Annotated in this window: 28 protein-coding genes; 16 read left to right on the top strand and 12 right to left on the bottom strand. The window is 36.6% G+C overall.

Annotated elements, in window-relative coordinates; all coding sequences use genetic code 11:
* The first annotated feature begins 19 nt into the window (after nucleotides 1-19).
* Nucleotides 20-1,600 (top strand): hypothetical protein, encoded by a 1,581-nt coding sequence (locus SHI21_RS19450; protein ID WP_323578813.1) that lies wholly within the window; start codon nucleotides 20-22, stop codon nucleotides 1,598-1,600.
* 57 nt (nucleotides 1,601-1,657) lie between these two features.
* A complete protein-coding gene (locus SHI21_RS19445) occupies nucleotides 1,658-2,539 on the top strand; it encodes a phospholipase A (RefSeq protein WP_323578812.1) in 882 nt (293 codons plus the stop codon).
* Nucleotides 2,540-2,556: 17 nt separating this feature from the next.
* Here SHI21_RS19445 and SHI21_RS19440 read toward each other — a convergent pair whose 3' ends face one another.
* Nucleotides 2,557-3,378 (bottom strand): hypothetical protein, encoded by an 822-nt coding sequence (locus SHI21_RS19440; protein WP_323578811.1) that lies wholly within the window; start codon nucleotides 3,376-3,378, stop codon nucleotides 2,557-2,559.
* Between the two features lie 220 nt (nucleotides 3,379-3,598).
* Here SHI21_RS19440 and SHI21_RS19435 point away from each other — a divergent pair, with 220 nt between their 5' ends.
* The 4 genes from SHI21_RS19435 to SHI21_RS19420 all read left to right on the top strand — a co-directional run bounded on the left by SHI21_RS19435 (nucleotide 3,599) and on the right by SHI21_RS19420 (nucleotide 7,115).
* A complete protein-coding gene (locus tag SHI21_RS19435) occupies nucleotides 3,599-3,886 on the top strand; it encodes a hypothetical protein (protein ID WP_323578810.1) in 288 nt (95 codons plus the stop codon).
* A 36-nt stretch (nucleotides 3,887-3,922) separates the two neighbouring features.
* Nucleotides 3,923-4,921: a hypothetical protein gene (locus SHI21_RS19430; protein ID WP_323578809.1), complete on the top strand. Its 999-nt coding sequence runs from the start codon at nucleotides 3,923-3,925 to the stop codon at nucleotides 4,919-4,921.
* Nucleotides 4,922-5,112: 191 nt separating this feature from the next.
* Nucleotides 5,113-6,195 carry a hypothetical protein gene (locus tag SHI21_RS19425; RefSeq protein ID WP_323578807.1) on the top strand — a complete coding sequence of 361 codons (1,083 nt, stop codon included), beginning with the start codon at nucleotides 5,113-5,115 and terminating at the stop codon, nucleotides 6,193-6,195.
* Entirely contained in the window at nucleotides 6,192-7,115 is a 924-nt protein-coding gene (locus tag SHI21_RS19420) for an acyltransferase domain-containing protein (RefSeq protein ID WP_323578806.1), read from the top strand. The genes SHI21_RS19425 and SHI21_RS19420 overlap by 4 nt, the downstream gene beginning before the upstream one ends.
* Here SHI21_RS19420 and SHI21_RS19415 read toward each other — a convergent pair.
* The 4 genes from SHI21_RS19415 to SHI21_RS19400 form a co-directional block, all read right to left on the bottom strand.
* Entirely contained in the window at nucleotides 7,105-7,743 is a 639-nt protein-coding gene (locus SHI21_RS19415) for a methyltransferase family protein (RefSeq protein ID WP_323578804.1), read from the bottom strand. The two genes, SHI21_RS19420 and SHI21_RS19415, sit on opposite strands and share 11 nt — an antisense overlap.
* The gene (locus tag SHI21_RS19410) at nucleotides 7,740-8,819 is read right to left on the bottom strand and encodes an enolase C-terminal domain-like protein (RefSeq protein WP_323578802.1); all 1,080 of its coding nucleotides are present in this window, start codon (nucleotides 8,817-8,819) and stop codon (nucleotides 7,740-7,742) included. Before SHI21_RS19410 ends, SHI21_RS19415 begins: the two co-directional genes overlap by 4 nt.
* Nucleotides 8,816-11,284, bottom strand: coding sequence for a GH3 family domain-containing protein (locus tag SHI21_RS19405; protein ID WP_323578801.1), 2,469 nt, complete (start codon nucleotides 11,282-11,284; stop codon nucleotides 8,816-8,818). Before SHI21_RS19405 ends, SHI21_RS19410 begins: the two co-directional genes overlap by 4 nt.
* Before the next feature lie 98 nt (nucleotides 11,285-11,382).
* Complete coding sequence (locus tag SHI21_RS19400; protein ID WP_323578800.1) at nucleotides 11,383-12,288, bottom strand: LysR family transcriptional regulator; 906 nt, start codon at nucleotides 12,286-12,288, stop codon at nucleotides 11,383-11,385.
* Nucleotides 12,289-12,439: 151 nt separating this feature from the next.
* Between SHI21_RS19400 and SHI21_RS19395 the strand changes: the two genes are divergently transcribed.
* The 6 genes from SHI21_RS19395 to SHI21_RS19370 all read left to right on the top strand — a co-directional run bounded on the left by SHI21_RS19395 (nucleotide 12,440) and on the right by SHI21_RS19370 (nucleotide 17,854).
* Nucleotides 12,440-13,450 (top strand): alpha/beta hydrolase, encoded by a 1,011-nt coding sequence (locus tag SHI21_RS19395; RefSeq protein ID WP_410198837.1) that lies wholly within the window; start codon nucleotides 12,440-12,442, stop codon nucleotides 13,448-13,450.
* Nucleotides 13,451-13,461: 11 nt separating this feature from the next.
* Nucleotides 13,462-14,670, top strand: a complete 1,209-nt coding sequence (locus SHI21_RS19390; RefSeq protein ID WP_323578797.1) for an MFS transporter — start codon at nucleotides 13,462-13,464, stop codon at nucleotides 14,668-14,670.
* A gap of 71 nt (nucleotides 14,671-14,741) precedes the next feature.
* Complete coding sequence (locus tag SHI21_RS19385; RefSeq protein WP_323578796.1) at nucleotides 14,742-15,092, top strand: cyclophilin-like fold protein; 351 nt, start codon at nucleotides 14,742-14,744, stop codon at nucleotides 15,090-15,092.
* A 30-nt stretch (nucleotides 15,093-15,122) separates the two neighbouring features.
* Nucleotides 15,123-15,980 (top strand): MBL fold metallo-hydrolase, encoded by an 858-nt coding sequence (locus tag SHI21_RS19380; protein ID WP_323578795.1) that lies wholly within the window; start codon nucleotides 15,123-15,125, stop codon nucleotides 15,978-15,980.
* A 180-nt stretch (nucleotides 15,981-16,160) separates the two neighbouring features.
* Complete coding sequence (locus SHI21_RS19375) at nucleotides 16,161-17,501, top strand: hypothetical protein (RefSeq protein ID WP_323578794.1); 1,341 nt, start codon at nucleotides 16,161-16,163, stop codon at nucleotides 17,499-17,501.
* A gap of 8 nt (nucleotides 17,502-17,509) precedes the next feature.
* On the top strand, nucleotides 17,510-17,854 hold the full coding sequence (locus tag SHI21_RS19370; protein WP_323578792.1) for a hypothetical protein: 345 nt from the start codon (nucleotides 17,510-17,512) through the stop codon (nucleotides 17,852-17,854).
* 102 nt (nucleotides 17,855-17,956) lie between these two features.
* Here SHI21_RS19370 and SHI21_RS19365 read toward each other — a convergent pair whose 3' ends face one another.
* Both SHI21_RS19365 and SHI21_RS19360 read right to left on the bottom strand, forming a co-directional pair.
* Nucleotides 17,957-18,217, bottom strand: coding sequence for a hypothetical protein (locus tag SHI21_RS19365; protein ID WP_323578790.1), 261 nt, complete (start codon nucleotides 18,215-18,217; stop codon nucleotides 17,957-17,959).
* Between the two features lie 105 nt (nucleotides 18,218-18,322).
* Nucleotides 18,323-19,165, bottom strand: a complete 843-nt coding sequence (locus SHI21_RS19360; RefSeq protein WP_323578789.1) for a helix-turn-helix domain-containing protein — start codon at nucleotides 19,163-19,165, stop codon at nucleotides 18,323-18,325.
* 104 nt (nucleotides 19,166-19,269) lie between these two features.
* Between SHI21_RS19360 and SHI21_RS19355 the strand changes: the two genes are divergently transcribed.
* Together SHI21_RS19355 and SHI21_RS19350 are read left to right on the top strand one after the other, a co-directional pair.
* Nucleotides 19,270-19,659: a hypothetical protein gene (locus SHI21_RS19355; RefSeq protein ID WP_323578788.1), complete on the top strand. Its 390-nt coding sequence runs from the start codon at nucleotides 19,270-19,272 to the stop codon at nucleotides 19,657-19,659.
* 186 nt (nucleotides 19,660-19,845) lie between these two features.
* Nucleotides 19,846-20,367, top strand: coding sequence for a hypothetical protein (locus SHI21_RS19350; protein WP_323578786.1), 522 nt, complete (start codon nucleotides 19,846-19,848; stop codon nucleotides 20,365-20,367).
* 50 nt (nucleotides 20,368-20,417) lie between these two features.
* Here SHI21_RS19350 and SHI21_RS19345 read toward each other — a convergent pair whose 3' ends face one another.
* On the bottom strand, nucleotides 20,418-21,029 hold the full coding sequence (locus SHI21_RS19345; RefSeq protein WP_323578784.1) for a pirin-like C-terminal cupin domain-containing protein: 612 nt from the start codon (nucleotides 21,027-21,029) through the stop codon (nucleotides 20,418-20,420).
* A 354-nt stretch (nucleotides 21,030-21,383) separates the two neighbouring features.
* On the opposite strand from SHI21_RS19345, the gene SHI21_RS19340 reads away from it, so the two are divergent.
* Nucleotides 21,384-21,638 (top strand): helix-turn-helix transcriptional regulator, encoded by a 255-nt coding sequence (locus SHI21_RS19340; RefSeq protein WP_323578783.1) that lies wholly within the window; start codon nucleotides 21,384-21,386, stop codon nucleotides 21,636-21,638.
* Here SHI21_RS19340 and SHI21_RS19335 read toward each other — a convergent pair.
* A complete protein-coding gene (locus SHI21_RS19335; protein WP_323578781.1) occupies nucleotides 21,612-22,418 on the bottom strand; it encodes a pirin family protein in 807 nt (268 codons plus the stop codon). The two genes, SHI21_RS19340 and SHI21_RS19335, sit on opposite strands and share 27 nt — an antisense overlap.
* Nucleotides 22,419-22,605: 187 nt before the next feature.
* Between SHI21_RS19335 and SHI21_RS19330 the strand changes: the two genes are divergently transcribed.
* The gene (locus SHI21_RS19330) at nucleotides 22,606-22,848 is read left to right on the top strand and encodes a helix-turn-helix domain-containing protein (protein ID WP_323578780.1); all 243 of its coding nucleotides are present in this window, start codon (nucleotides 22,606-22,608) and stop codon (nucleotides 22,846-22,848) included.
* Between the two features lie 95 nt (nucleotides 22,849-22,943).
* On the opposite strand, the gene SHI21_RS19325 is transcribed toward SHI21_RS19330, so the two are convergent.
* From SHI21_RS19325 to SHI21_RS19315, 3 genes are all read right to left on the bottom strand, one after another.
* Nucleotides 22,944-23,222: a hypothetical protein gene (locus tag SHI21_RS19325; RefSeq protein WP_323578779.1), complete on the bottom strand. Its 279-nt coding sequence runs from the start codon at nucleotides 23,220-23,222 to the stop codon at nucleotides 22,944-22,946.
* Between the two features lie 193 nt (nucleotides 23,223-23,415).
* Nucleotides 23,416-23,892, bottom strand: coding sequence for a hypothetical protein (locus SHI21_RS19320; RefSeq protein ID WP_323578777.1), 477 nt, complete (start codon nucleotides 23,890-23,892; stop codon nucleotides 23,416-23,418).
* A gap of 84 nt (nucleotides 23,893-23,976) precedes the next feature.
* Nucleotides 23,977-24,207 carry a hypothetical protein gene (locus tag SHI21_RS19315; RefSeq protein ID WP_323578775.1) on the bottom strand — a complete coding sequence of 77 codons (231 nt, stop codon included), beginning with the start codon at nucleotides 24,205-24,207 and terminating at the stop codon, nucleotides 23,977-23,979.
* Nucleotides 24,208-24,280 lie beyond the last annotated feature (73 nt).

Here is a 24,280-nt window from a genome sequence, read left to right as displayed (position 1 = left end):
ATGGATGTAAGGACATAAATTGAATAAAAAACTTATCAAAATATTCATTCCATTTTTTCTGATTATCTTTGTGATGATCTTTTCTATAAATGACTTACAAGAATCATCTCATGTAAACAGAGGCCCTGCTGCTTTTTCATCACAGGCATGCAAAGAGATGATAAAAGATCTATTAAATAAAAGTGTTGAAATCGTTAAAGTTGCCAGTCATTCTGTCACAGATAAAATTGCAGAACTTAACTATGCCACAAGATTAAAATATCTAGAATTCTTAGGGCATCATCAATTCCAATCGAATAAACTAAATTACAAATACGCTGAGCTTGTTAATAATTCATTGAAGAAGAAAGTTATTACCGATGAGGAAGCGGAAAGTTTAGTGAGCAGGTTAAAAGCGAAAGGTTTTAATCAGATCTATATGGAAAACCAAAAGGCCTATCCATACATTATCGACTCCCTTGCTTCAACTGCACAAATTGAAGAGGCCTCTCTCAAATTAAAAATAGAATTGAGGAGTCAGTTTAAGAAAGAATTAGAAGGGATGGAAATTTCTAAAAGAGAGCTTGAAAGTCTGAGTCTCATTCAAAATGAAATGAATACTGAAGAAGATCTAAGTCGAGCAATCTCTTACATCGATTTTTCAAAAACGTTCAAACAAAGCGAGCGACCTGAATGCTTAAACGATTTGCAGTATCTTTATTCCGGAAACGAACAATCATCTTATCTGAAGACTTTCGATAAAAACCAAAAAAAGATTCAGAAGTATGCTTTAAAAAAAGGGAAGGCCCAGGGACAGATCTATCAAAAGCTACTTTATAGTTGTCAGGCCAAAGGATCAACTCTTGAAAAGTCTGCTACTAATAAACGCTTTTTCCAAACTGTTATTGGCCTGGAGCTGACTATCAGCTCAGGGACTTATCTTTTTGTTCATAGAGACGAAGAAAAAACAGACGATTGGTATAAGAAGTTTATGGTTGAAATTTTATTGAAACTTGGAATTGCCGGGGCCAGGTCGGGGATTACAACTATGTCGGGAACTGAGTGGTATAAAAAAGCACTTCAGGATTACGCTTTAGGTGTGGTTAATGACGTGGGTCCAGCTCTTGGTTATTCGGCAGCTTTTAGTCCAAGCAAGAAAGAGTTGAAAGAAAAACTTGATCAGATGATGGAAGATCCAGAGTTTAAAGAAAAAGTAAAAAGATTAGAAGAAATTTTAAAAGAAGATGGATTACTTGATAAATATAAAGCCCAGGTCACCAATGCTAGCGGTGAAACGATAAGTGTTGACTCAATTAAATCCAATGAAGAGGCCAAAGACCTTTTAATGGATGCCCTTGCCCAAGATATCTACGAAGACCAGCAAGGAGAGTGGATTCAGACAGGTGATGTCGGCCTTGATCGTTATATCTTTAACCGTATGTGGGGAGTTCAGTCTTCAGTGCGTAATATTGTTGTGAATCTGATGATCTATAGAACTCTATGTATGGGAAAAATAAATCCTAAAGAGGCCTATTTGACTGCTATTGGTATCTATTCAGCGAATAAATTAATATCGGAACCGCTTTATCAATCTCTGCGGGAAAAAGCGATTAATCAGTAATAGTGATCTGTATTAAATCATTGCCATTTTGAAGACAAGAAACTTAAAATATTGGATATGAAATATATTTTAGTTTTAATTTTTCTGGGAATTAATATTTCTTTTGCGCAAGATCTGGTTGATCCCCTTGCTAAAGATAAAGAGAGTTATTTCAAATTGCTCTCGACTAAATACGTCCTTATTCCACATAGAGGCACTTACCTTTTGCCCATCGTTTACAATACCAGACCACATGAAGATCTATACAGCGAAATAAAAAAGTCTGCCAACGGCGACCATGGTGACTTTTATAAAAAAGAAGAACTTGAGTTTCAGATTAGTTTTATGATTCCTATTCAAAGAAAGGTGCTTGGAACTAATTTTGATTTCAATGTGGCCTATACACACCATGCCTGGTGGCAGCTGTATAATAAAGCATACTCAAGACCTTTTAGAGAGACTAATTATATGCCTGAGATGTTTCTTAGGTATGTTGATCCATCGACCAGCAGGTTTGGCGGGTTTGATTTAATGGCGGCAGATTTTGGGTTTATTCATCAGTCGAATGGGCAAATACAGATTCTCTCAAGAAGCTGGAACAGAGTTTACGCGAGAGCATTTTTCCAAAACCATGGCTTCCAGATTTTCACAACAGCGTGGTACCGAATTCCTGAAACTGTTAAAGATGATGAGAACAGAGATATTTATAGATACATGGGGTATGGAGAGTTAGAAATTGCAAAATCATTTGGAGGTCATACAGTGAACCTTAAAACTCCAATTGGCTCACGTCACTTGAGTGTAGATTTCAAATACTCTTATCCATGGAAAGATAACTTGAGATGGTATGCCAGCGTGCAAACAGGTTATGGCCATTCGTTGATTGAGTACAATCGCTCAACTCAAAGATTTGGAGTGGGGTTTGTATTGGATAGCTTTATTGATAGAAGTATTCAGTGAAATAAGGAAAGCAGCAATTATAACGTTTCCATTTTAAAATTTACAATACGTTTCCCCGGCCCAGTAACGGACTCGATGAGTTTATCGTTAACATAAAATCTGAATTGATATTTCTCACGGCTGACTTCTTCGCCTGCACGATATGTTTTATTTTGCTCGCCCGTATAATAATGTGCAAAGTTTTGTTCATTGCCGTCATCACCAGCACCATCATTACCTTCACGAAGAAAAAACATCGAAGCAAATGGATACTTTTTTATTCCAAATGAATCCAGGTCAATACGCCCATCTTTTAATAAGGTTTGGCGAATAGAGTCCCATTCTTGGTAGAAATAAGTTGCTTTGATCGGAATATGAATAGTGAGTGGAGCACTTGAAGTCTCGAAGTGCATACGTATCGCATCTTTAACTGCGAGTGCGTGACATCCATTTAATGTATCTGTGCTTCCAAAAAATCCACCGACGATTGTGACTTCGTTTGATGATATCGATAAATTATGTTCTCCGCCTTCAGAGAAGACTTCATAGTCAGGAGATCGATCAGCTGTATACCAACGTTGATATCCTTCTTCACTTTGATCGCTCACTAGATAAATCACAGGATGACCTTTTGCTTTGAACTCTCCAACTAGTTGGTCAATCCCTACAGCAGCGGACTTGTCTTGATCAAATTCTGTTGTTGCATGAGTGACAATGAGAACGTGTTGGTTTGAAATTGAGTTAAGGTTTTCCAGAGCAGCTTGCGGCCTAAGTTGATACTCAGATGAAGGATAACGAGTCGGGGCGTGCTGGCAACCAACTATTAAAATTAAGAGAATGATTGAAACGATAGATTTCATAGCTTCTTATCGGCTGAGAACTGGCTAAGCTTAGCCTCATTAAAGAGGCTTTCGTAGGCTTAAGGTATTGCAATCGCTCTATCGTAAGTCTATGGAACCTTTCATACTATAATATCGATCTTTGCTTTCTTATACTTATTTTTATTCTTATAGTAATATTATTTAAGGTTTTATTTTAGAATCCGAATTTTAATCCATGCTATGGACGAAAAGGAGTTTTATGAGATTCGTAATTTGTATTCTTCTATTATTAACTTCAAGTTGTGCCACAAATTCTTCTAATGAAAAAATTCTCTTTGTAGAAAAGCCTAAAGCTGATTGTGTCAAAGTTGCAAGTCTGAGCACTATTGGTTTCAGCTTGATTCCTCCTGTGGCCACTGCTATTGCGAAGACAATGTTAGAGAAAAAAGCAGAAGAGTATAAGGCCAATACTATTCAGATAAATAAAGAGACAGGCATGTTTCAGGTTGAAATTGAGGCCACTGGATATCGTTGTAGTGCAAGTTAGATAAATTTCTTTGTTAAGATTTATCACGGAAGTATTATGGAAAATTATAAATTATTACTTTTAACTTTAATTTTTTGGAATGTTCCTCTGGTTGGGAAGGAGAAAGTTCTCAATTACAGTAAAGTTATGGTTGATAGATTAGAAGAAGTTTGTGAGCGAAATCATATTGTCGCAGGTGTCAATTCGATGAAGAAATGTTCCGAGTTTACTTATGAATTAAAGAAAGATGAAAAGAGTTATTTTAATAAATATGAAAAACTTTGTGCTGAAAATAATAAAAATGCTTGTTACTTAATTGCGAAGGCAAAACTAGCTAGAAAATCTAAAGATAGTTTAGATAGATTTATACATACTGAATGTATGGATAAAAATAATTTAACTGCTTGTCTGGAAGGGCAAGATGATAAACACACATATAATAAATATTTGGTTCGAGCCTGTCAGTTAGATGAGTTTAGAAGTTGTTATCTTATTGGTGAAGAAGCACTTAATAATAGAGAATACATTCTCGCGAGAGAGTTTTTAGAGAAAGCATGTGGAGGAAAAGATTATCGCGCATGTTTTAAATTGGTTAGAGATGTCGAAAGGGAATCCGAAAGTGCTAGGTTAGTACTGTATCAAAAAATTTGTGATGGTAAATTTGAGAGGCTATGTGCCGCAGAAGGGAAGACAATAACAATCAGATTTGAGAATCACCCAAATGAAGATTGGTGTGGTCATAGTGCATGGGCCAATCGTGACAGAAGAGATTTTTCAACCTGCGATAGCATTAAGTATATATCGTGCAATGCTGTTGTCGAAGAAGAATTACTTAAAGGGAATTTGAAAAAAGCAGGGGATTTGGCAAAAAGAGGCTGTGATAAAAATGAAGCGAATTCATGTACACTTTTGGGCATTGTTGAAGGTAAAAAAGGTAACAAAAAATCCTCAGAAGAAATACTAAACCAAGCTTGCTATAAAGGATTTGCTCAAAGAGCATGTGACTTGATCCCAAATTATAAAGATCCTCATAATTATAATCCAATCACTAGATAGTGATTTAGATCTCGGGGCAAAGCCTAGTATAAGGGTAAGAAAGATGGTGATTTTCTAGTTTGTGCCGCGTAAATGGCATCTATTGAGGTATGCTTACTTAAGTTTTAAGCCCCTATAGTTTTTACAATGGCCGCCTTCAATTTCCAGAGATATGTAATGATAGGAGATCATTAATATTGAGAGGATTGAGAGTGAACTTAAGACACAGATTGGCCAATTTCAAAAAGGAAGTAACGCCTCTTTTAGAGCTTGTAACCAACGACATTTATCTTGAATCAATCTGGCTCGGCAATATGGCGATGCTTGAAGATATCGCTGCAAAATATATTTTAAACAATATCACTGAGGCCACTCCGTCCGCATCGTTAAGAAATATTATTGAACATGTTAAAGATGAACAAAGACATGCGAAGCTTTTACAGGAGATGCGTCCTGTAACAATTTATCCAGAATCCAAATATTACATTATTGAAGAAGAGTGGAGAAAAATCTCAGAAGGATTTATCCTTGGATTTTTTAATAGCACTTTGCTTCGTGAAGTGAATCATAGACACGCGGCCTACGTTCACGGTGCTCAAACTATTGAGCGTTTTCCTTTTAGGGTTTATAGTCTCTATTTTTCAATGACTAATTTGCCTAAAGTTAAGGCCGGACTTCCGGGAATTATAGCGGACGAGAACGGGCATATTGAATTAGGTAAAAGTATGTATGCAGAGCTTGATCCAAGCGAGCGTATGTCACTTACAAAACTTTATCGTTTGGAAGAAGAATTGTGTTTGATGATGTTAAAGCGCATGAACCTGGCCCTTCGTCAGATTATGAATCTTTATGAACCAGAATTAAATTCAGAATTTGAATTTAAGCTTACACAAAATAGTCAATTAGAAGTTGCATGGAACTATGCTTTGAGTTGTGGTGAAGATCATTTTTGCGCTGATAGGGCCCAGCATTTAAAAGAGGCGAACACGCTTCAGCGAACTTCTTTAAGAAATGAACCAAAGTTTCGTGAACTAGAAAAAACTCTGACTAAGACTCTGAATAAGTATATTTTGAAAGCGAAAGAAACTGGAGTTTCAGAGTCGCTTATTCAACACCGTTTTGATGATCATTATAAAAGAATGATTTATAACACTAACAATGTTCCTCTACACCATGCTTATTTCCGCATCCTGGAAGATCATCCAAGTGGAGAATCAAATGCTGTAGGAGCGAGCTTAGAGGCCGCACTATGGGCCGAGTTAAATTTAGAAATTTCACAAAATGGTTTAATATGAAAACGGCCTTCGTTTTTCCCGGGCTTAATGGCCTTTTACGCCAAAAAGATCGTGAGAGATATCTTGAGTTACCTCATGTCATAAAACGTCTGCAACAGGCCGAAGGAGCGCTTCTGCGTGACCTTGGAATGAAGACTGACTTAATGGGCATGGTTAAAACAAATACAGATGAAATCTACCGCATTGATAACATCAGCCTTGCTGCCGTTGTTATTTCTTCTATTCAAGTAGGGGTTGTCGATCATTTACGTGAGCACTTTCCTAATCCAGACTGGATGGTTGGTGTTTCTCTCGGGGATATCGCCCGCACCGTTTCTTCTGGCGCTTATGATTTTGAAGTAGCAGTTGTCTCGCACGTGAAATTCACTCACAAAATTGATGGGATTGATAAATTAGGTGGAAACATTGGAGTGGCGACGACACTTCAGAAACCTTTCAATAGCGATGATTTTGAATGGTTTGAAAATCAAGGCGTCGACGTTTCTGTTTTGACTTCACGATTTTTAAATGTCGGTGCTTTATTTAGTTCTCTGGAAAATGTCCGTGAAAGAGCAAAGGAGAGAGGATGGCGAATCATGCCTATCATCGATTACCCAGCTCACTCTCGTTATATCAAACCTTACGTAGACGCTTCGAGAGAGGAGTTTATGAATGTTAAAACGATGGTTCCACAAGTTCCCATCTTCTCGACATTAAGCTGTAAGATGCTAGTGGATCCTGAAGAAATTAAGGAAGAGTTTTTAGAAACAATTATTAGAACGATCCATTTCGAAAAAGCGATTACCACTCTTTATAAAGAGCATGGAGTGACTCGTTTTATCAATATCGGGCCGTGCAAAAGTTTATATACACTACTTAGAGATATTCCTCTCGAGTTTCAAGTAACTGATGCTGAAGACCTATTATCTTCTACCAAATAAATGGAATAAGACGCGCTCTCTTTGAACAGAACGTGCGGTATTTTTCTCCGAGATGTGCCTCTAGCATTTTCTCTTCAAGAGTAATTCGTCTGTAGAAAGCAAACAAAAGTAAAATGACAGCGATGACAGCAGATTTATAAGATCCTAAGAAAAGTGGAATAGCTGTGTATGTTAGAAACGCGCCGGTATAACTAGGGTGGCGCAAAAAGCGGTAAGGTCCATTTTCAATAAGAGTTTGATCGTCCTTTGTCTGAAGATGCATGGTGAAAAATTTGCCTAAGGTGATATAGGCCCAGCTTCTAAACACGACTCCAAAAACAGCAATACTCAAAAAAACGATTGAAGCGGCATCATAATGAAATGCATTTTCTCGGTTTAAGAAAAAAGCTTCGAGTAAGGCCAGCGCTTCAGTGAGATAAACTGTCCAGATAATCTGTAAGACTGTTCCTTTATCCAGGTCGTTATTATTTCCTTTTAGCGGATTATAATCGGCCTGATAATAAGAGGCCACAATCCCAATAAGGAAAATGATAATCACTTTTGATTCTAGCAAAAGATTAATATCGTATAGACTCATGGCCACAATAAAAGGGATACAGGCGATTAGTCCGACTAAAATTTTTTTCATTGTTTCCTCATGCCCCAGCCATATTTATTCAAAAAAGATTCTCTTTTAATAGTAGCGCCCCTTCCTAATTTTAAATTTGGGAAAAACGGATCATAACTTAAAAGGTGAGTGCTAAATCCTCCCTCAAGTGCTTTTAGATTTTTTGGTGCACTTCCTGAGATTAAGAGTGAAGCGCGAGTGAGTAAACTCATCTCTCCGACGTGAGAGCCTAGAATCCATTGGAAGTTATGTTCTTCTAAAGCGGCGATTAGGTTTAGTGTTCGTAAGACTCCGCCTAATTTTGAAATTCTCAAGTTGGGTATAAAGATATCAGGTCTTTCTTTTATTTTTTCTAAAGACGAATAATTTAAAAAACTCTCATCCAGAATGATTTTGATTTTTAGTGTGTCAGCAATGTCTTTCATTTCAGTGAAAGCGTTTGGACTCACAGGTTCTTCAATGGCCCAGATGTAGGGGCGTAATGGTTGTAAGTAATCAATGGCCTCTTTTCCTGTCTTAAAGAGATTATTAGCATCCACACGTATGGCCTTAGAGAAAAGTGTAATAAGCTTCAAAACCTTTAAATCGTCTGTGATCTTTCCACTGAGTTTAATTTTGAAATCAGAAAATCCTAGGAGTTTATAGATTAACAATTTTATCAAAACGCCGAAGTATGAACTTATGCCAACGACTGCGGTGTAGGAAATATCTACTGGAGCGGATTTCACGCCCAATAATACTTCAACTGACTGATCCCTTTCTTGGGCCAGCAAATCAAGCATTGCCATTTCTAATGCACACCAGGCGCTTGGATTTTTATCAATTTCTAAGTTGATTTTTTCTTGTAACGATTTTAATTCGGGGAGTGTGTGAGTATTTTCTATCAGTGGAGTCATTTGTTTAATAAAAGTCTGAGCACTTTCTATTGTTTCTCCGGTGACATAAGAGCGCGGACAAGACTCACCATATCCAATGAGTCCTTCTTGATTTTTTATTTCAACTACGATTGTCTCAGTCGATTCTCTTGTCGCAGAATGATGAGCAAACTTAGCTTTAAAAGGTATCTGAATAGATTGGTGAGTGATTATTCTTTTCATTTTTTACTATGACTCTTAAAAGGGAAATCGACATTAGATAAGTACTGTAAGTACAAAAATTTAAATTGCACTTCACTTTGTCCCTTTTTTATACAATGAGTTCGGTAGAGTTCTGATGTTCCTGGTTCTAGTAGATGAATTTTGATTGGTTGAAGTCTTTGAGTCGAAACTTTACTTGCGTACTCAATATTCACATTCTTTAAATGCTGATCCAGATCCTTTTCTAGTTTTTCGATTGAAAGATTGGAATCGGATTCAAGATAAAGAGTATAGCTTTGATTAACTTGATCAGCTAGGCAGATGAAGAACTTAATCCTCTGTTCCTGAGAGTTTAATTCCTCAAAAAAAGAAACAAGTTGTTTCTCTGAGATTTTCTCTCCGGTAATGTTGGTAATCCCTTTTCCTTTTTGAGAAAAAACGATTGTGGGAGTTTGGTTATAGAATCCCGTCACTTTAATGATGTCATTGATGAAGTAGCGATAGAAACAGCCAATTGTTGTGACAACGATATAATACTCATACCCTAATTTTAATTCATTAAGTCCCAAGGTCTCGCGATTTCCAGATTCGTAATCATTTTTTTCAATAAATTCAAAATAATTATCCAGTAATGTTGGTACTTGTTTATTGGTATCGGAATCGACGGGAAGTGTCCCGTAAAACTCACTACATAAAAATCCTAATTCTGCCAATTGAGTCTTGGGCCCAATAAGGTTTTTTACTCGTGGGATGAGATAAGAACAACTTCCTTGCATCCAAAGAGCAAGGATGTGGAGGTTAGGCCAGACATCAGTGACTTTAAGATCTTTTTGTAAGTTGAGCAATTCAATTGCATGGTCAAACTTGCGTGAGTGCTTTTTTACGATCGGATCATTTCCATCTTGAATCAGTTTTAAAAGCTCTGGGCGTTTAGAGTTGATCACTTCAAATATTTTGAGCAAAGTCGATGGATTCGGAGAAACGTAAAATGTCGTATTGGGAGATAGGAGCGCCAGGGCCGCAAGATAGAAGTACATTTTTTCTGAGTCGTTAAGTGTCGCAATGTCTTTTTGAAAGACATGCTTAGCTTTAATCGATTTATGGGCCAGGGAATAAAGTTTTCCTGACATAGAACCACATGGCCATTTATCGTATAGGATTTCTTCGCACTCATTTCCTACGACTGAAAAAATCTCACCACTAAGATATTTAGAGTCTTTTTTGAATAAAGAATGAGATAAGATCTGTTGTGAGGCGATATACGCTTTCTGGATTTCCATATTGATAGGAATGTATTTGGGTTTTCCCGTAGTACCGCTGGTTTTAGTAAAATAATGAGGGGAAAGAGCGCTTAGGGCCTTCGTCTCACCTTTAAAGATCATTTCAATATAGTGACGGTGTTCTTCGTAATCTCTAATAGGCACATTCTTTTTAAAGTGTTCAACGGTTTTAATATTTTTAAAATCGTGTTCAATCCCAAAGATTGTCTCTTGATTCTTTTGTAAAATTTCAAAGAGGCGGGCGTTTTGAAATGTCTTGGGATCGCTCGTTGCCCTTTGCAGTTCTTTTACTTTTTCTCCGGCCACAGATTCCATAATGTTTTTCAAAATAAGTTGAAAAAACTCGTCTTTGAAATGTGAGATAGGATATTGAGTTTCTTCAATAACACCTATTGGTGTGTTTTTTGAGTTCATGCCGACAATTGGATTTTTTTCGCCAGGAATTCTTTTAAAAGTCTTGAAGAGTAAATCGAATAATACAAAATTATTGGCGTAATTACACTTGCTGGCACTTAAATTTGAGTCGTGATGAAAGCGGTGTGTTTCACCTGAAGCAATTATATAATCCATCCATCCAAGCTTGATGTCCAAATTTGAGTGTTGAACGTAACCAGTGATTGCATAGAAAAGATAATAGTAAGAAAGAATTTCGACACTTAAACCAAGCGACAGAAAAATAAAGATAGTGAAAAAGAACTCTACAAATTTATCAAAAAAATGAAAACGTGAGGTGTTCCACGAATAAAGTTTTTTCTGGAAATGATGAGGAGCATGGATGGGCCATAAAAATTTATATGTATGGCAGAGACGATGCCACCAGTATTGAAAAAATTCACCAGAGATGGCGAGAATAAAAAATTGTGTAATTTTAGAAAAGTGATGGGGCCACAGATCAAGGATGATTCCTTCTTTGAAGCCTAAAAAGTTAAGTATATTAATACCAGCAAAATAAAGAGCAAAAGGAAAGGCAACCTGAACGATGACTGAGTAAAAAAAGACGTCGGTTATCAGGTCTTCTTTCGTTGGAATCCATTCATGGTGGAGTGGAAAGAATTTTTCAGCAGTAAAAATAATAATGGCCGAAAGAGAGACACCAGAATAGAGGGCGAGAAGATGCAAATGTGTAAGTTGGAAGGTCAGCAGATAGGCGAGAGCTGCAGCTATCAGGGTAAGCGGATAAAGTGTGTAGGGAAGAATTCGATTCATTCAGAAGTATCGGTTAATTAAAGAGAAAAGTGTAATTGATGTAGATGCATCACTCTAATATCCGACAAAAAAGCTTCTTACTCCTAAGTGTTCTATTTTTATGATTGATTCTTCATTCCTTTGAAGTGATTAATAAAGGCCCTCAGTTTTGGAGAAACCTGAGATAACTTTGGATAATAAAGATAATAACCTTCACTTGTGACCTGGAAAGAGTTTAATACAATTTCTAATTTACCATCTTGAATATGCTCTTTTACCAAATCAAATGTTGTATACATTAAACCGGCCCCCTCTAAGGCAGCTTTTACAATTAGTAACGAATCATTAAATATTAATGATCCATTTACTCGTACTTCAAACTCTTTTCCCTTATTTTGGAATTCCCATTTATCATAAATGTTTGCTCCATTCCCAAACCTGTGTCGTATACAGTTATGGGTTAATAAATCTTTCGGATGTTTCGGGCGACCAACTTTATCTAAATATTTTGGTGAAGCGACTGTAACAAATCGTATTGGTCCGAAGAGTTTTAAAGCAACCATATCTTTTGCTAAGATATCAGAGTGCCTGACCCCAGCATCAAATCCAGCTTCAAAAATATCTGAGACCTGATCCGCAGAATAAATGTCAATTGTTATATCAGGATATTTTTCTGCAAAACTATTAATGTATGGGAAGAGATATCCTGAGTAAAAAGTTCCAGGCATATTAAGCCTTAAAACCCCCGAAGGTTTTTTTGCAAAACTTTGTGCATCTTCTTGAGCAATTATAATTTGTTCGATTGCAGGCCCGGCCTGATCTAAAAATCTTTTTCCAGCTTCGGTTAAGCTTACTGCTCTGGTTGTTCGAGTGAGAAGAGTAATTCTCATTTTTTTTTCAAGTTGAGTAATCATCTTACTTATTGCAGGAGAAGAAACTCTTAATTCTTCAGCAGCAGCAGTAAAACTTCTTTTTTCTGCAACTAACTTTAAAGCTAATAATCCATCTAATTGATCTTTATCCATTAGTAACCTCAGGTTAATAGTTCATTAACCATAGTGCCATTTATGGAAACAATTATCCAGCGTATTATTGATAAAGATTAGGACGTAGTAATTTTCACAATTTAAGGAGTTCAATATGAGTAAATTAAAAAAGCTTGGCTTAATTGCCGCAATGATAGGAGTTACAACAATGACTAATTCAATAGCTATGGCCCAAGATTTGTCTAATGGAGCTAATAATTTTTATAAGAGTAATGAAGTGACTGTAAAAAAGGTTACATTTAAAAATCAATATAACATGAAAGTTGCAGGTAATCTTTTTATACCAAAAAATTTAAAAGAAAGTTCTAAAAATGCCGCAATTGTTGTTGGGCATCCTATGGGTGCCGTAAAGGAACAAAGTGCAAATCTTTATGCTACTAAAATGGCAGAACAAGGATTTGTTACTCTGTCGATAGATTTATCATTTTGGGGAGAAAGTGAGGGGAAAACTCGCAATGCTGTTTCACCGGATATGTACTCAGAGAGCTTTAATGCAGCTGTAGATTTTTTAGGAACTCAAAAAGTTGTTGATAGTAATCGCATAGGTGTGCTTGGAATTTGCGGCAGCGGAAGTTTTGCTATCAGTGCGGCCAAGATTGATCCACGCATGAAAGCAATTGCTACTGTCAGCATGTATGATATGGGAGCAGCGAACCGAAATGGTCTTAAGCATGGTCTGTCTCTAGAAAAAAGAAAAGAAATCATTAAAGAAGCAGCAGAACAACGCTCAGTTGAATTTAGAGGTGGAGAAACGAAATACACTAGCGGAACAGTACATGAGATTACTGAAAACTCACACCCTATTGAACGTGAGTTTTATGACTTCTATAGAACGAAGAGAGGTGAGTTCACTCCTAAGGGATCATCACCTAAACTAACAACACATCCTACACTTTCAAGTAATACTAAGTTCATGAATTTTTATCCATTCAACGATATTGAAACAATTTCTCCTCGTCCGATGCTGTTCGTAGCAGGTGAGGTTGCTCACTCCAGAGAGTTTAGCGATGAAGCCTACAAATTAGCAGGGGAGCCGAAAGAATTAGTCATTGTTCCTGGTGCAGGTCACGTAGACCTTTATGACAGAGTGAACCTGATTCCATTTGATAAATTAACAAGTTTCTTCAAGAAAAATTTATAATTGAGAATAATATGAAAACTTCATTTGAAAAAAGCGATAAAGCTCATTGGAGTGGTATTTGGGCCCTGACACTTGGAGTGTCTGGGCTTATGATTGCAGAATTTCTTCCTGCAGGAGTCTTGACTCCAATGGCATCCGATCTAGGAATCACGGAAGGGATGGCCGGACAATCTGTAACTGCAACTTCTGTTTTTGCGGTTCTTTCGAGTCTTTCAATTGCCTATCTTACTAGGAAATATAATCGCAAAGATGTTCTTTTATTATTATCGGCACTGCTGATAATTTCAAGCGGTATAGCAGCGCTAACTCCCAACTTACCTTTTTTACTTTTTGGAAGAGTCTTGCTCGGGATTGCGCTTGGTGGATTTTGGTCAATGGCCACGGCCATTGCAATTAGATTAGTCCCTACTGAAAGTGTTCCTAAGGCACTCTCAATTATTTTTGGTGGAGCTTCCTTTTCTGCAGTCTTAGCAGCACCTCTTGGAAGTTACTTGGGAAATATAATCGGATGGAGAAATGTGTTTCTTTTTGCAGCTGCAGTTGGAGTGATAGGATTCATTTGGCTGTTTATAAGTTTGCCTTCTTTAAAACCTAAAGGAGAAGTTAAGCTGAGAACAATTTTAGATGTTTTAAAAATACCAAGTTTCACTCCTGGACTTTTTGCCATAACATTAGCATTTTGTGGTCGATTTGCCTCTATCACATATCTGCGTCCTTTTCTTGAACAGAAAACGGGATTAGAGGGAAATAGTATCTCTGTGGTATTTCTAGCATTTGATTTGTCTTATTTTATAGGAACCCTCTTTGCGACAGGGATGGTGAAAAAAAATCTTCGTTTAACTCTTTTTTTACCATCTATCGTGTTGGCCATTTGTTCTATTGGATTGTTTTTTTCTGGAAAAATTCTTGTTCCAACAGTATTGCTAATTGTAGTGTTAGGAGCGGTATTTGCACCAATACCAGTTTCTTGGTCTACGTGGATTGCGAAGACAGCTCCAGAAAATACTGAGACAGCTGGCGGCCTATATGTAGCTGCAGTTCAGTTTTCTGCTGGGATAGGCGCAATGTTGGGGGGAGCTATTTTTGACGTATCAGGGCCAGCGGGTGTTTTTTCGCTAAGTTCAATAACCTGGATTTTTTCAGCGATCGTCGTTCTTTTATTTATTAAGACACCGAAGTATCAAAATAGAGGTAATGAACAGTTAAGTATTCACGTATGAAAATGATATACTTGTTAGTTTTTGTTTTTATTTTTAGTACAAATTTATTTGCTAGGGAAAAAGGAAGAAATATGAAAATAAGAATTATTATCGGCAACAAAATGACTACAGCTACGATGTATGACAATCCAACAAGTAGAGATTTTATGTCATTAATGCCTTTAACTTTAGAGTTAAGGGATTATGCATCGACTGAGAAAATTAGTGATCTTCCCCAAAAACTTTCGGTAAAAGATGCGCCATCTGGCAGCGAACCGTTAGTCGGAGATATTACTTATTATGCACCTTGGGGAAACCTCGCTTTATTTTATAAAGATTTTAGTTTTTCAAACGGATTAATTAAGCTTGGGAAAATTGATACTGATATGAATATATTTATGAGTAATGGTCCCGTAACTGCAAAATTTGAGCTTCTGGACTAGTAGATGTAGTATTTTGATAAGGAGTTAGAGATGGCCCGCTATGATTTACACAATAAGAACAACTCTCCCGGCCCACTTTTTGTGGATACAACCTGCATTGATTGCGGGACCTGTTTCCATATCGCTCCCGACCTTTTCCATGAACAAAATAACCTCTCTGTGGTCAACCGCCAGCCTGAAGGATTAAGCGAGTGGACTCAAGCAAAAGAGGCCATATTATCTTGCCCAACAACTTCAATTGGTGTGCAACATCCGCCACATGAATTTAAAACTGCTCCTCTTACCCTGCCAAGACACATCACGGACGCAATTTACTTTTGCGGCCACACCTCAGCGGACTCATATGGGGCAACAGCTTATTTGATAAAAACACCAGAGGGAAATATTTTAATAGATTCTCCTCGCTTTAATTCTCATCTCGCTAATGAAATTGAAAAACTTGGAGGTGTGAAATGGATGTTTCTTTCACATCAAGATGATGTGGCCGATCATAAGAAATTTCATGAACATTTCAACTGCATCAGGATCATTCATAAGAAGGATTTACAGGAAGACACGAAAGCATGTGAACTGATTTTGGATGGAGAAGAGAGTTTTGAACTTGGCCCTGAAATTAAAATTATTCCGACTCCCGGCCACACTCGTGGACATATGGTTCTCTATTATAAAAACCAGTTTCTTTTTACTGGAGATCATTTGTTTTATGACTACGAAGCTTCAAAGATCTATGCTTCAAAAAGTGTAAACTGGTATTCATGGTCAGAGCAGGTTCAGTCCATTCACAAGTTGATTAATTTGAATGTCGATTGGATTTTTCCAGGTCATGGTGGATGGTTTCAAGTTGGTAATGATAAATTTAAAAATGATCTTGAACAAATTATTAAATAATACCTAACGTAAACGAGTGCCTTTCTAAATCAAATTCTATAATCCCAATTTAAATTGCCGAGAGTAATATTTTTCTCAAGTGAAAATAATCCATCTGAATATTATATAAATTCTTTTACATGTTAATATTAGGCCAATAGAGAAAAATTTAATCTTAAAGAAAATTTAAGAAGGAATGAAATGAAAAAACTATTTCTAGTGTTGAGTCTCGTTGTTTCCTCAAATGTAATGGCCCAAAATAATCTTTCCGCTGATGTAACTATTGATGATTTGCAATTCCAAAAACCAGATCAAGGCGTGGGAGCAGCGGGAACTCTCATTTTTAAAAGTGCCAAAGTTAATGGCGGTGGGATGGTAGTTAATCTAAGCAATGTAAATAAAATATTTGATTCACAAATATTTTTGCGCCCTACATTCTTAGGATTCACAACTCAGTTTGGAGACTTTGGATTAACTCTTGAAGAAAATAATATTCTGACTTCTGTCCAGACGATGCAAATCCATAATTCAAATCTTATTCTTGATGACAATCAAATGAACCTTTCGGGAGAACTTTTTAGATTTGTGAATACTGATGCAGATATGCAGTTGAAGAATTTTAGACTGTATTGTCAGAATACAGCACTGGAAGCGTTGGAGGATGGAAGTGTGCCACCTTCAAGTATGATCAATAATTGTCTCAATTATCTAACTCTCAATGGAACCAGTACACCTGGAAATATCTATTCTGATCTTGAATATAAAGGTGTCGATTTAAAGACTGGCGATAAAATGAATGTCCAGGCAAAGGTGAAGTCTTTTGATATAAGAAAAATGTCACTGGCAATGAATTTAACAACGCCTAAGTCAGTGAGCAATGATTCTTATACAATCAATGCAGACAATCTTATAATGACTTGTGCGAAAGATTCGGAGCTAACAAGTTTTGATCTTAACAAGATGGCAAAAGACTGTTCGAACCAGTTGAAAGTTTCTCCGCTTAAAGCAAGCATTGCTGATAAAGTAGCTAAGTCAAATTTCAACCTGGATATTAAAGATATCAATGTTAAAGACAAAATAGCTAACTTTACTTTAAACAGTGGGACCTTATCAGATCCAGCATCAACAACATATCTCACTAATATGGCCCTTAGCTGCCGTAAAGAAGTAGATACTAATTTCTTAGAACTTAATCAGGTCCTTAAAGACTGCCTTTCGTATTCACGTATTTCTCTTGCAGAAGTAAAGAGTACAAAACCAGATGGCGGACAGGCGAGTTCAGTAAAAAAAATCGTAGTGAGCTCTAATAGCAATAAAATGGTGATTCAGGCCGACGTCAATATTCTTGGATTTATGAATAGAGTTTCTCTTACTGCTAATGCGACTTTGAATGAAGCTAAAAAACAATTGGTTTTAAATGTAACAGAGACAAAGCTTCCTTTAGGAATGACTTCAGTGAAAATGCTAATGTATTTTCTGAAACAAAATATCATTTCCAAAGGTGTGACTTACGAAAATAACAACATTATTATTTCTTTATAGAGGTCCTTATGAAAAAACTTATTCTCGTTTTGTCTCTTGTTCCCACATTGTCATTTGCCAGCATTTATAGCTGCAGTGGCGCAGGTTATTCAGTTGAGTTAACAGGAAATCCTGTCGAAATGAAAGTGACTGGGAATGGTGTGAATGCGATGGCAAAAGATGTTAGCGTTTCACAAACATTTAATACAGTTGTGGCCGGTAATATTATAAGTCCGGCAGCGACAGTTAAATTAACCATTAGAGATGCCAGCTTTGGTAATCCAGGAGACCGCTTCAACGCCGCTTTTCAGGTTTCATCAGCTGCTGGTGTGAAAAATTATGCAGGGACTGTTTGTATTCGAGGAAATGAATAAGATCATTTTTATAGAAGGTGAGTAGCAGACCAGGATATAACTGACGTTGCTGATGAAAAATAATTAAAATAAAAAAAAAGGCCGCGTAGTGAGCGGCCTTTTTTATTTCTTAACTGCCGCTTTTTTTGCTGGCTTAACATTTTTTGAAGTTTGCTGTTTCTTTTCCATCGTCGGTGCTCCTGGAAGATTATAATAGTTATAACCATTCATAGGTGCTGACTTCGCATTCAAATCCACAGGGCTTTCTGATTTTACTTTGGCCTTTATTTTGGCATTTTTTGCTTGAGCATCTGTGTTGAACTGCGAGCAAGAAGATAAAAGTGATAAAATGAGAAATGAAAATAATAGGTGAGTTGATTTCATAGTGCCTCCCGGGTATGGGAGTATCCTAAAATAAGATGTTTGAGGCGTCTATTTAAGCATAAAACAATTTTTAATTGAGACGCTGCGATAAAGTCTAAACAGTCGTTATCCTATAACTTTCCCACGGTAATAAGTGAGATCTAAAGAGAGCACTTCCGTATTATATGAAACATCCATGTCGTCTGCCGTTCTTATGGTTTGAAACAGCAAATCTAGATGCATAAGAATAATTTCAGCTTGCCTAGGTGAGATACGTTTAAAGAAAGATGAGCGCTTCACTTTTGTTAATCCAAATTGCTCATTTTTTTTCAGGTCATAAGAATTAATCTTTTCATAAAGATTCTTAAGCGCTGTCGTTTCAGCTTTAGGGAATAGAAATTCTGGAAATGATGGAAAGTATAAATCATCTTCTTGATATATGAGTTTACCTTCGACCAGAGCTTCAAGGGCCTTCTCTACTTTATCAAATTTATAATTGGTTAGTTCTTTTTTTGCAATCCCACGTCTTGATAAAGTCAGGATGAGAAATAAGAAGTAATGAGTCTTGGCCGATGCGACGATGGACACTTGTTTTTCAGTAAGCTCCATCTGGTAAGAGCGGATGTGAGTCGTCGGGTTATTGTCTTTTTTGCTGACTTTCTTTTTTGGGACTGGAACTTCTTTGACTTCTTCTTTTGTAGCGCTCAGTAAACGCTTCATTTGCTGAGGAAACAAGGCCTTGCAGTAAGTGGCAACTACAAGATCGCCATCGGCCCCAGGAAGGAGGCTAGCTAGCTGAGAGATCACTTTCTCAGAAGGCATCAATTGATCAGACTCAATTTTCATGTAATAAGAGTAATTAAAACCTAGTTCTAATCTTTTTGAGAGGTCGATATAAAACGAGCGGGCACTTAAAAATCCCAGTTTCTTTCTAACTTGCTGAAGACATTCACCCAAGGTCTCATTCATGTATCTCCTATCGGTAGAATGTGTAAAAACTTGAGAGATGCGTACTGAGGCATTTTTTTATAGAAAGGGGTTATTAAAAAACTGAGTATTTTAGGGGAATAACCATGAAGACAATTTTAATGCTTGTAACTTTTCTCGTAACGACATCTGTATTCGCTAACAGCAACAACCTTACTGATGAATCAGGAGAAGGATGCGTAGAGAAGGCATCAAGAATCTCAAAGCAGTACTTTGATGTGGCCGATACTAAGGAGCAAGTAGGGTTTACTGTTCTAAAAGATGATACAGTTTCAGCTGTCTCTTTTAAGAATACAACTCCAGGCTCATACGACCAGACGTTCATTTCAGTGGTTAAGATTAAAATCGATCGCGATGGAAATGCTTACCGTCCTAAGGACCAAAAGGTTAAAGTCGTATTCAGTGGTGACTTTGATTGCGATAACTTAAAAGTTAAAGAAGTAAGCAGACTTGGTGGCGTAGAAAGAAACGATTAATAAGAATTAAGGCCACCTTCGGGTGGCCTTTTAATGCCCAAAATGTCTGATCTTTTGACATATATTTTTTATATGTCGAATAGTTAGACGGCCATCTTTTTCAATCCCATGAATTTAAACAAAAAAATCTTGGCATCACACCTGCAATTACCCTCTCATATTCAATAAACGAATGATGAGGTATTTATGAAAAAACTTTTATTAGTTCTTCTTGCTCTTCCAACTCTTGCTTCTGCAGAATTCAATGCAATGGCACAAAAACCAAACATCCTTGAATTAAGAAAATATATGCCAGTCTCTGGAAAAATGGAGATGAGATTCGTTCACGATAGTCCACGAGTTGTTATTAAACTTGCTCCTGGATCAAAAGAAGTGAAAGAGCTTTTTGACAAAGTTCTTGAATCAGACTTAAGCAGACTAAATTGTGATGGTGATTACTTCCTTACATATGATGGATTCGGTACTCAGTACATTAATATCCAATCAATTAAAACATGTCTGGATGATGAAGGATCTGTTGTGGTTCACTCAGTAGGGATTGCTCAATTAAATGATAAGCAAATCGCAGATAGTAAGCGAGTTATTGATGAGAACCTTAAACCTGTAGCTATAACAAACCCTGCGGTTAACAATAGCACTCTTCCAAAGCCTGATACTTCTAAGTCGGGAGTGTTCTCACCTAAATTAGGTAAAGCAGTCGCAAAATAAGCATTATAAAAATATGATCTATAAGAGGCCCGGAGAATTCCGGGCCTTTTTTAATTATAACGAATTTTTTCGACAGATTCTAATTCAAATTTACCATATCCAATAATGGGTTCATTGATATTGGGGCCGCTAAGAAATACAACTTTAGTATGTGTGATAGCAGTAATAGAGAGAAAACTGCCTTCGTAGTCTAAGATGCCAAGTTCTGCAGGCCCAAGTTGATTTCCGTCGCTTAAAACGATCTCACCACTAATTACAAATAGCGCGGCATTTTGATTTTTTATAACTTTAAGCTCAACAGTGCGCTTGGGATTTAAGCGCATGTCCCAACACTCTAATGACTCGGCCTCGATGGGCCCTTTTTCTTTGCCGTAGGCCCCAGCGATAATTCTGGCCTTTCCTGCATTTTTTGGAAGCTGAATGAGAGGTACTGGCATTTTTGTCAGATTATTATATTTTAGCGGATCGATGTTATCAGGTAGACATAACCACAATTGAAAAGTTTTAGAGATTTCTTTTGAAACATACTCTCCGTCTTGTAGTACACCACAATCACTCCTCATCCATTCAATATCTTTTTTCGTAAGACCATTTTTATCACGCTTAGAATTGACATCTTCTAAATCTAAGTCGCTGGAATAGACGACAGTTATTATATCCAACTTTTTTATATTGAGTTTTTTAGTATCACTCGTAATACTTATTGGCCCTTTATAATCCATAAGAAGAAAAGGTGAATGTATATCTGAATCACTATGGAATTCGTTTGTTTGAGTAAATAATAATTTCTTTATAAGCGCCTCTGGTTATTGACTGATTTTCATAAACAATAATAACGTTGAGTCCAGTTGATCTTTTTTATTTTGATACTTCGTTAAGCTAATCAATTTAAACCTAGAGCTTTAACTAAACTCATCAGGAATTAAAGATTATTTATATCGTTTTAAACTGTCACTACGCACCCGAACTAAAGCGTACGGGGAGTAATTTCAACGAAGATGCTTTATAATAAATATATGCATGAAACCGATTCAAAATACAGCAGTTTACTTATATGTCTGGCAGAAAATATTAAAGCTGCGAGATTAAGAAACAGATTGAGACAATCTGACATGATTGATTTTGGATTTTCAGAAAGATTTATTCAAAAATTAGAAAGCGGGAACTATTCACCCAATCTCTATACCATGCATAGAATTGCATGTGCCTTGAAAACACCTATTGATGAGTTATTTAAAAAACCTTTACACCTTAACGATGACATCAATTGAAGAGTATTTTTTTAACTTTGATAATATCTCTTCAGGAGACTGCATTTCAAAGGGAGCAAAACCAATCACCGGTTCATTAACAGGCTCTCCACCTAGAAAAAGAATTTTTGTGTGCTCTTTTGTGGTTAAGGAAAATGTATCGCCCTGACGTTCCAGAATGCCTAACTCCGCTTCATTGACTTCATTTCCATCACTCAGAATAATTCCTCCACTAAGAACAAATAAGGCCGCCGTATGCCCTTCAGGCACTTTAAACTCGATGGTATGGCCGGCATTCAAACGCATATCCCATAAGTTCATAGGAGACAGGGTTTCAGTTGGCCCGAGAAGGCCTTGATACTCTCCGGCCAGCACTCGAATCTTTCCTGCATTATCTTGAAGTTGAATTAAAGGGATTTGATCTGCTTTTATTTCTTGTGACCTGGGATGAATCGGGCCTTTGTTAGGAAGGTTAATCCAAAGTTGCACAATTTCCTGTGCATCGAGAGTTAAGGAATTATTGTCTTTATGAATAAGTCCTGAATCTCCAGACATCCATTTAATATCACCTTTTGTTAGCACTTTCATATCGTCTTCAAGGTTACGTTTTTCAATATCGGAAGAATAAACGATGGTGACTAGTTCTAATCCACTTAAAACATGTTCTTCTTTCTGCAGATTCTTTTTTTTCTGCTTCAGATCCATGGGGCCCATATAGTCCATAAGTAAAAAAGGAGAGAAATCTTTAGAGACTTTAGTTGATAGGGTATCGTCAGATTGTATGAATAATAATTTTTTCATGTGTACCTCTTCTATTAAATTGTACAACTGCAGACACGGAATGATCCAATTTTCATAAGGAAAATTGTGTATTAGAGAGAGAAAACTATTGAATAAAATAGCGAATGACTTCGCTTTTTGAAGGTTCTCTCGTGACACGACTTATTTGTATCGGGTTAAAAAGGTTGTAGTAACTCTACAATTATGTATGCGAAACACCGAAAAAAATTATAATAAGCTTCTTGCTCATATGGCAGAGAATATAAAAGAAGCGAGAATGAAGAAAAAGTTAAGACAGTCAGATATGATTGAGTTTGGCTTTTCAGAAAGGTTTGTTCAAAAATTAGAAAGTGGAATCTATTCGCCTAATCTTTACACTATTCATAGAATTGCTGAAGCGTTTGACACTACTGTGGATAAACTCTTTAAGGCAAACGCAGCACTGAAATAAATAATCATTTAGTATGTATCCCTTTCATGTTTGTACGAACTACTTAATTCGCGTCAACGTGTTTTTTTGATTACTCTGATATCTGAAATTTTATTCTAGTTCAATGATTGATAAGAATCTAGAGCTGGCAGGGCAAGGTCTAGGAAAGTAGGTTGCTTTTTTAAAGTCTTCACAAAGTCATGTATAATTCTCTCTTCATCTTTATTCAAAATCATTATTGAGTCGATGCAAATGGCCTTTAAAATCTCAATAGTGTCTGCCGCTGTAGATGTCTTGATAACTTTGAAACCTCTTTCTGAAAGTTTCTCCTCAGCAATTTCTAAAAATTTTTTGTCCTTATCCATTACTAAAACTTTTAAGCGAGTCTTTATCATATACATATTCCTTGTTTAATAAATTCTAGGCGAATTAAATGTGGCGGGTCAACATTTATGAACAATTAAAATTAATTTTGCATTGTTTTCAAGACACTAAGAGCAAAAATAGTTGAGTGTTAATAGGTAGAAAAGCAAAAGAAAAGGCCTGAGAAATCAGACCTTAATGTTTTATGTGAAAATATAATTGAATCTAAAATTGAAAATAATAATTTTGTGAATATCCTCTCGTATCCCATTGTCCATCAAACAAAGGGGCCACTTCAACGTTCATCTTGTCTTGATAACCAGTTCCAATCATGGCCTTGGCCATACATTTAAAACGAGTGTAGTTTTTCTGAAAGTAAGGTCCGCTATTAAACTCATTGCATGAAACATAAGCAAAAACTGTAAGATCGCTTGTAACACCTTTGTTATTAACTCGAGTCCAGAAGTCCACATGAGGAGTGTCACTCGAGTTCTGAAACCATGAATACGTAATAGTGATGCGTGAGTCTTTTGCGTATGAGCAATCCGGGCCAGCTGCGTTGAGTGCTTGGATCGCAAGGTTGTTACCAAAGGCCGTTGTGACTTCCTTAGATGTTGTATGCATCGTCGGGCAACCAGTCGAGTCTGAAGCAAAAGTTGTGAATGATAAGAGAACAGCTAGAGAAGTCATTAGTGTTTTCATAGGCAGGAACATATCTAATTAAGCAAAGAAGTGAAAGTGAAATTATTTGATTGTTAGGTAGACAAACGACGTAATACAAACATGTTATGAGTTAGATTTTATAGTTTTTTCTTTTTGAGCACGCATTATGCGTTCATGATAGTCGAGAATCAATTCTATGATTTCAGTTTTTGATAATTGTGGGTCTTGTTCTTTTAAATTTTTAATTTGGGCCATCAACTCATTAGAAACTAATTTTCCATTCAGATAATCCATGCACTCGGTGACGAGTGATTTAGGTAATTCAATATTTTTATCTGTGCTGGAAATACTCATATTGATCTCCATATCGAAAGTATTCTTATAATTATTATAGCTGATTTCTAAGGATAGGAGGAGCGGGCAAAGT

The sequence above is a fragment of the Bacteriovorax sp. PP10 genome (assembly GCF_035013165.1).
In the GTDB taxonomy this organism is placed as follows: domain Bacteria; phylum Bdellovibrionota; class Bacteriovoracia; order Bacteriovoracales; family Bacteriovoracaceae; genus Bacteriovorax; species Bacteriovorax antarcticus.
Note: the sequence above shows the minus strand (reverse complement) of the source record. Positions and strands in the feature narration are given on the sequence as shown.

Excerpts from the sequence above, each read along its gene's own strand:
- SHI21_RS19315 (WP_323578775.1), bottom strand. The coding sequence starts at position 24,207 with ATGAGTATTTCCAGCACAGATAAAAATATTGAATTACCTAAATCACTC.
- SHI21_RS19370 (WP_323578792.1), top strand. The coding sequence starts at position 17,510 with ATGAAAAAACTTATTCTCGTTTTGTCTCTTGTTCCCACATTGTCATTT.
- SHI21_RS19335 (WP_323578781.1), bottom strand. The coding sequence starts at position 22,418 with ATGAAAAAATTATTATTCATACAATCTGACGATACCCTATCAACTAAA.
- SHI21_RS19400 (WP_323578800.1), bottom strand. The coding sequence starts at position 12,288 with ATGGATAAAGATCAATTAGATGGATTATTAGCTTTAAAGTTAGTTGCA.
- SHI21_RS19445 (WP_323578812.1), top strand. The coding sequence starts at position 1,658 with ATGAAATATATTTTAGTTTTAATTTTTCTGGGAATTAATATTTCTTTT.
- SHI21_RS19365 (WP_323578790.1), bottom strand. The coding sequence starts at position 18,217 with ATGAAATCAACTCACCTATTATTTTCATTTCTCATTTTATCACTTTTA.
- SHI21_RS19410 (WP_323578802.1), bottom strand. The coding sequence starts at position 8,819 with ATGAAAAGAATAATCACTCACCAATCTATTCAGATACCTTTTAAAGCT.
- SHI21_RS19330 (WP_323578780.1), top strand. The coding sequence starts at position 22,606 with ATGCGAAACACCGAAAAAAATTATAATAAGCTTCTTGCTCATATGGCA.
- SHI21_RS19375 (WP_323578794.1), top strand. The coding sequence starts at position 16,161 with ATGAAAAAACTATTTCTAGTGTTGAGTCTCGTTGTTTCCTCAAATGTA.
- SHI21_RS19440 (WP_323578811.1), bottom strand. The coding sequence starts at position 3,378 with ATGAAATCTATCGTTTCAATCATTCTCTTAATTTTAATAGTTGGTTGC.
- SHI21_RS19340 (WP_323578783.1), top strand. The coding sequence starts at position 21,384 with ATGCATGAAACCGATTCAAAATACAGCAGTTTACTTATATGTCTGGCA.
- SHI21_RS19420 (WP_323578806.1), top strand. The coding sequence starts at position 6,192 with ATGAAAACGGCCTTCGTTTTTCCCGGGCTTAATGGCCTTTTACGCCAA.
- SHI21_RS19355 (WP_323578788.1), top strand. The coding sequence starts at position 19,270 with ATGAAGACAATTTTAATGCTTGTAACTTTTCTCGTAACGACATCTGTA.
- SHI21_RS19430 (WP_323578809.1), top strand. The coding sequence starts at position 3,923 with ATGGAAAATTATAAATTATTACTTTTAACTTTAATTTTTTGGAATGTT.
- SHI21_RS19320 (WP_323578777.1), bottom strand. The coding sequence starts at position 23,892 with ATGAAAACACTAATGACTTCTCTAGCTGTTCTCTTATCATTCACAACT.
- SHI21_RS19360 (WP_323578789.1), bottom strand. The coding sequence starts at position 19,165 with ATGAATGAGACCTTGGGTGAATGTCTTCAGCAAGTTAGAAAGAAACTG.
- SHI21_RS19390 (WP_323578797.1), top strand. The coding sequence starts at position 13,462 with ATGAAAACTTCATTTGAAAAAAGCGATAAAGCTCATTGGAGTGGTATT.
- SHI21_RS19395 (WP_410198837.1), top strand. The coding sequence starts at position 12,440 with ATGATAGGAGTTACAACAATGACTAATTCAATAGCTATGGCCCAAGAT.
- SHI21_RS19415 (WP_323578804.1), bottom strand. The coding sequence starts at position 7,743 with ATGAAAAAAATTTTAGTCGGACTAATCGCCTGTATCCCTTTTATTGTG.
- SHI21_RS19325 (WP_323578779.1), bottom strand. The coding sequence starts at position 23,222 with ATGATAAAGACTCGCTTAAAAGTTTTAGTAATGGATAAGGACAAAAAA.
- SHI21_RS19405 (WP_323578801.1), bottom strand. The coding sequence starts at position 11,284 with ATGAATCGAATTCTTCCCTACACACTTTATCCGCTTACCCTGATAGCT.
- SHI21_RS19380 (WP_323578795.1), top strand. The coding sequence starts at position 15,123 with ATGGCCCGCTATGATTTACACAATAAGAACAACTCTCCCGGCCCACTT.
- SHI21_RS19350 (WP_323578786.1), top strand. The coding sequence starts at position 19,846 with ATGAAAAAACTTTTATTAGTTCTTCTTGCTCTTCCAACTCTTGCTTCT.
- SHI21_RS19435 (WP_323578810.1), top strand. The coding sequence starts at position 3,599 with ATGAGATTCGTAATTTGTATTCTTCTATTATTAACTTCAAGTTGTGCC.
- SHI21_RS19385 (WP_323578796.1), top strand. The coding sequence starts at position 14,742 with ATGAAAATAAGAATTATTATCGGCAACAAAATGACTACAGCTACGATG.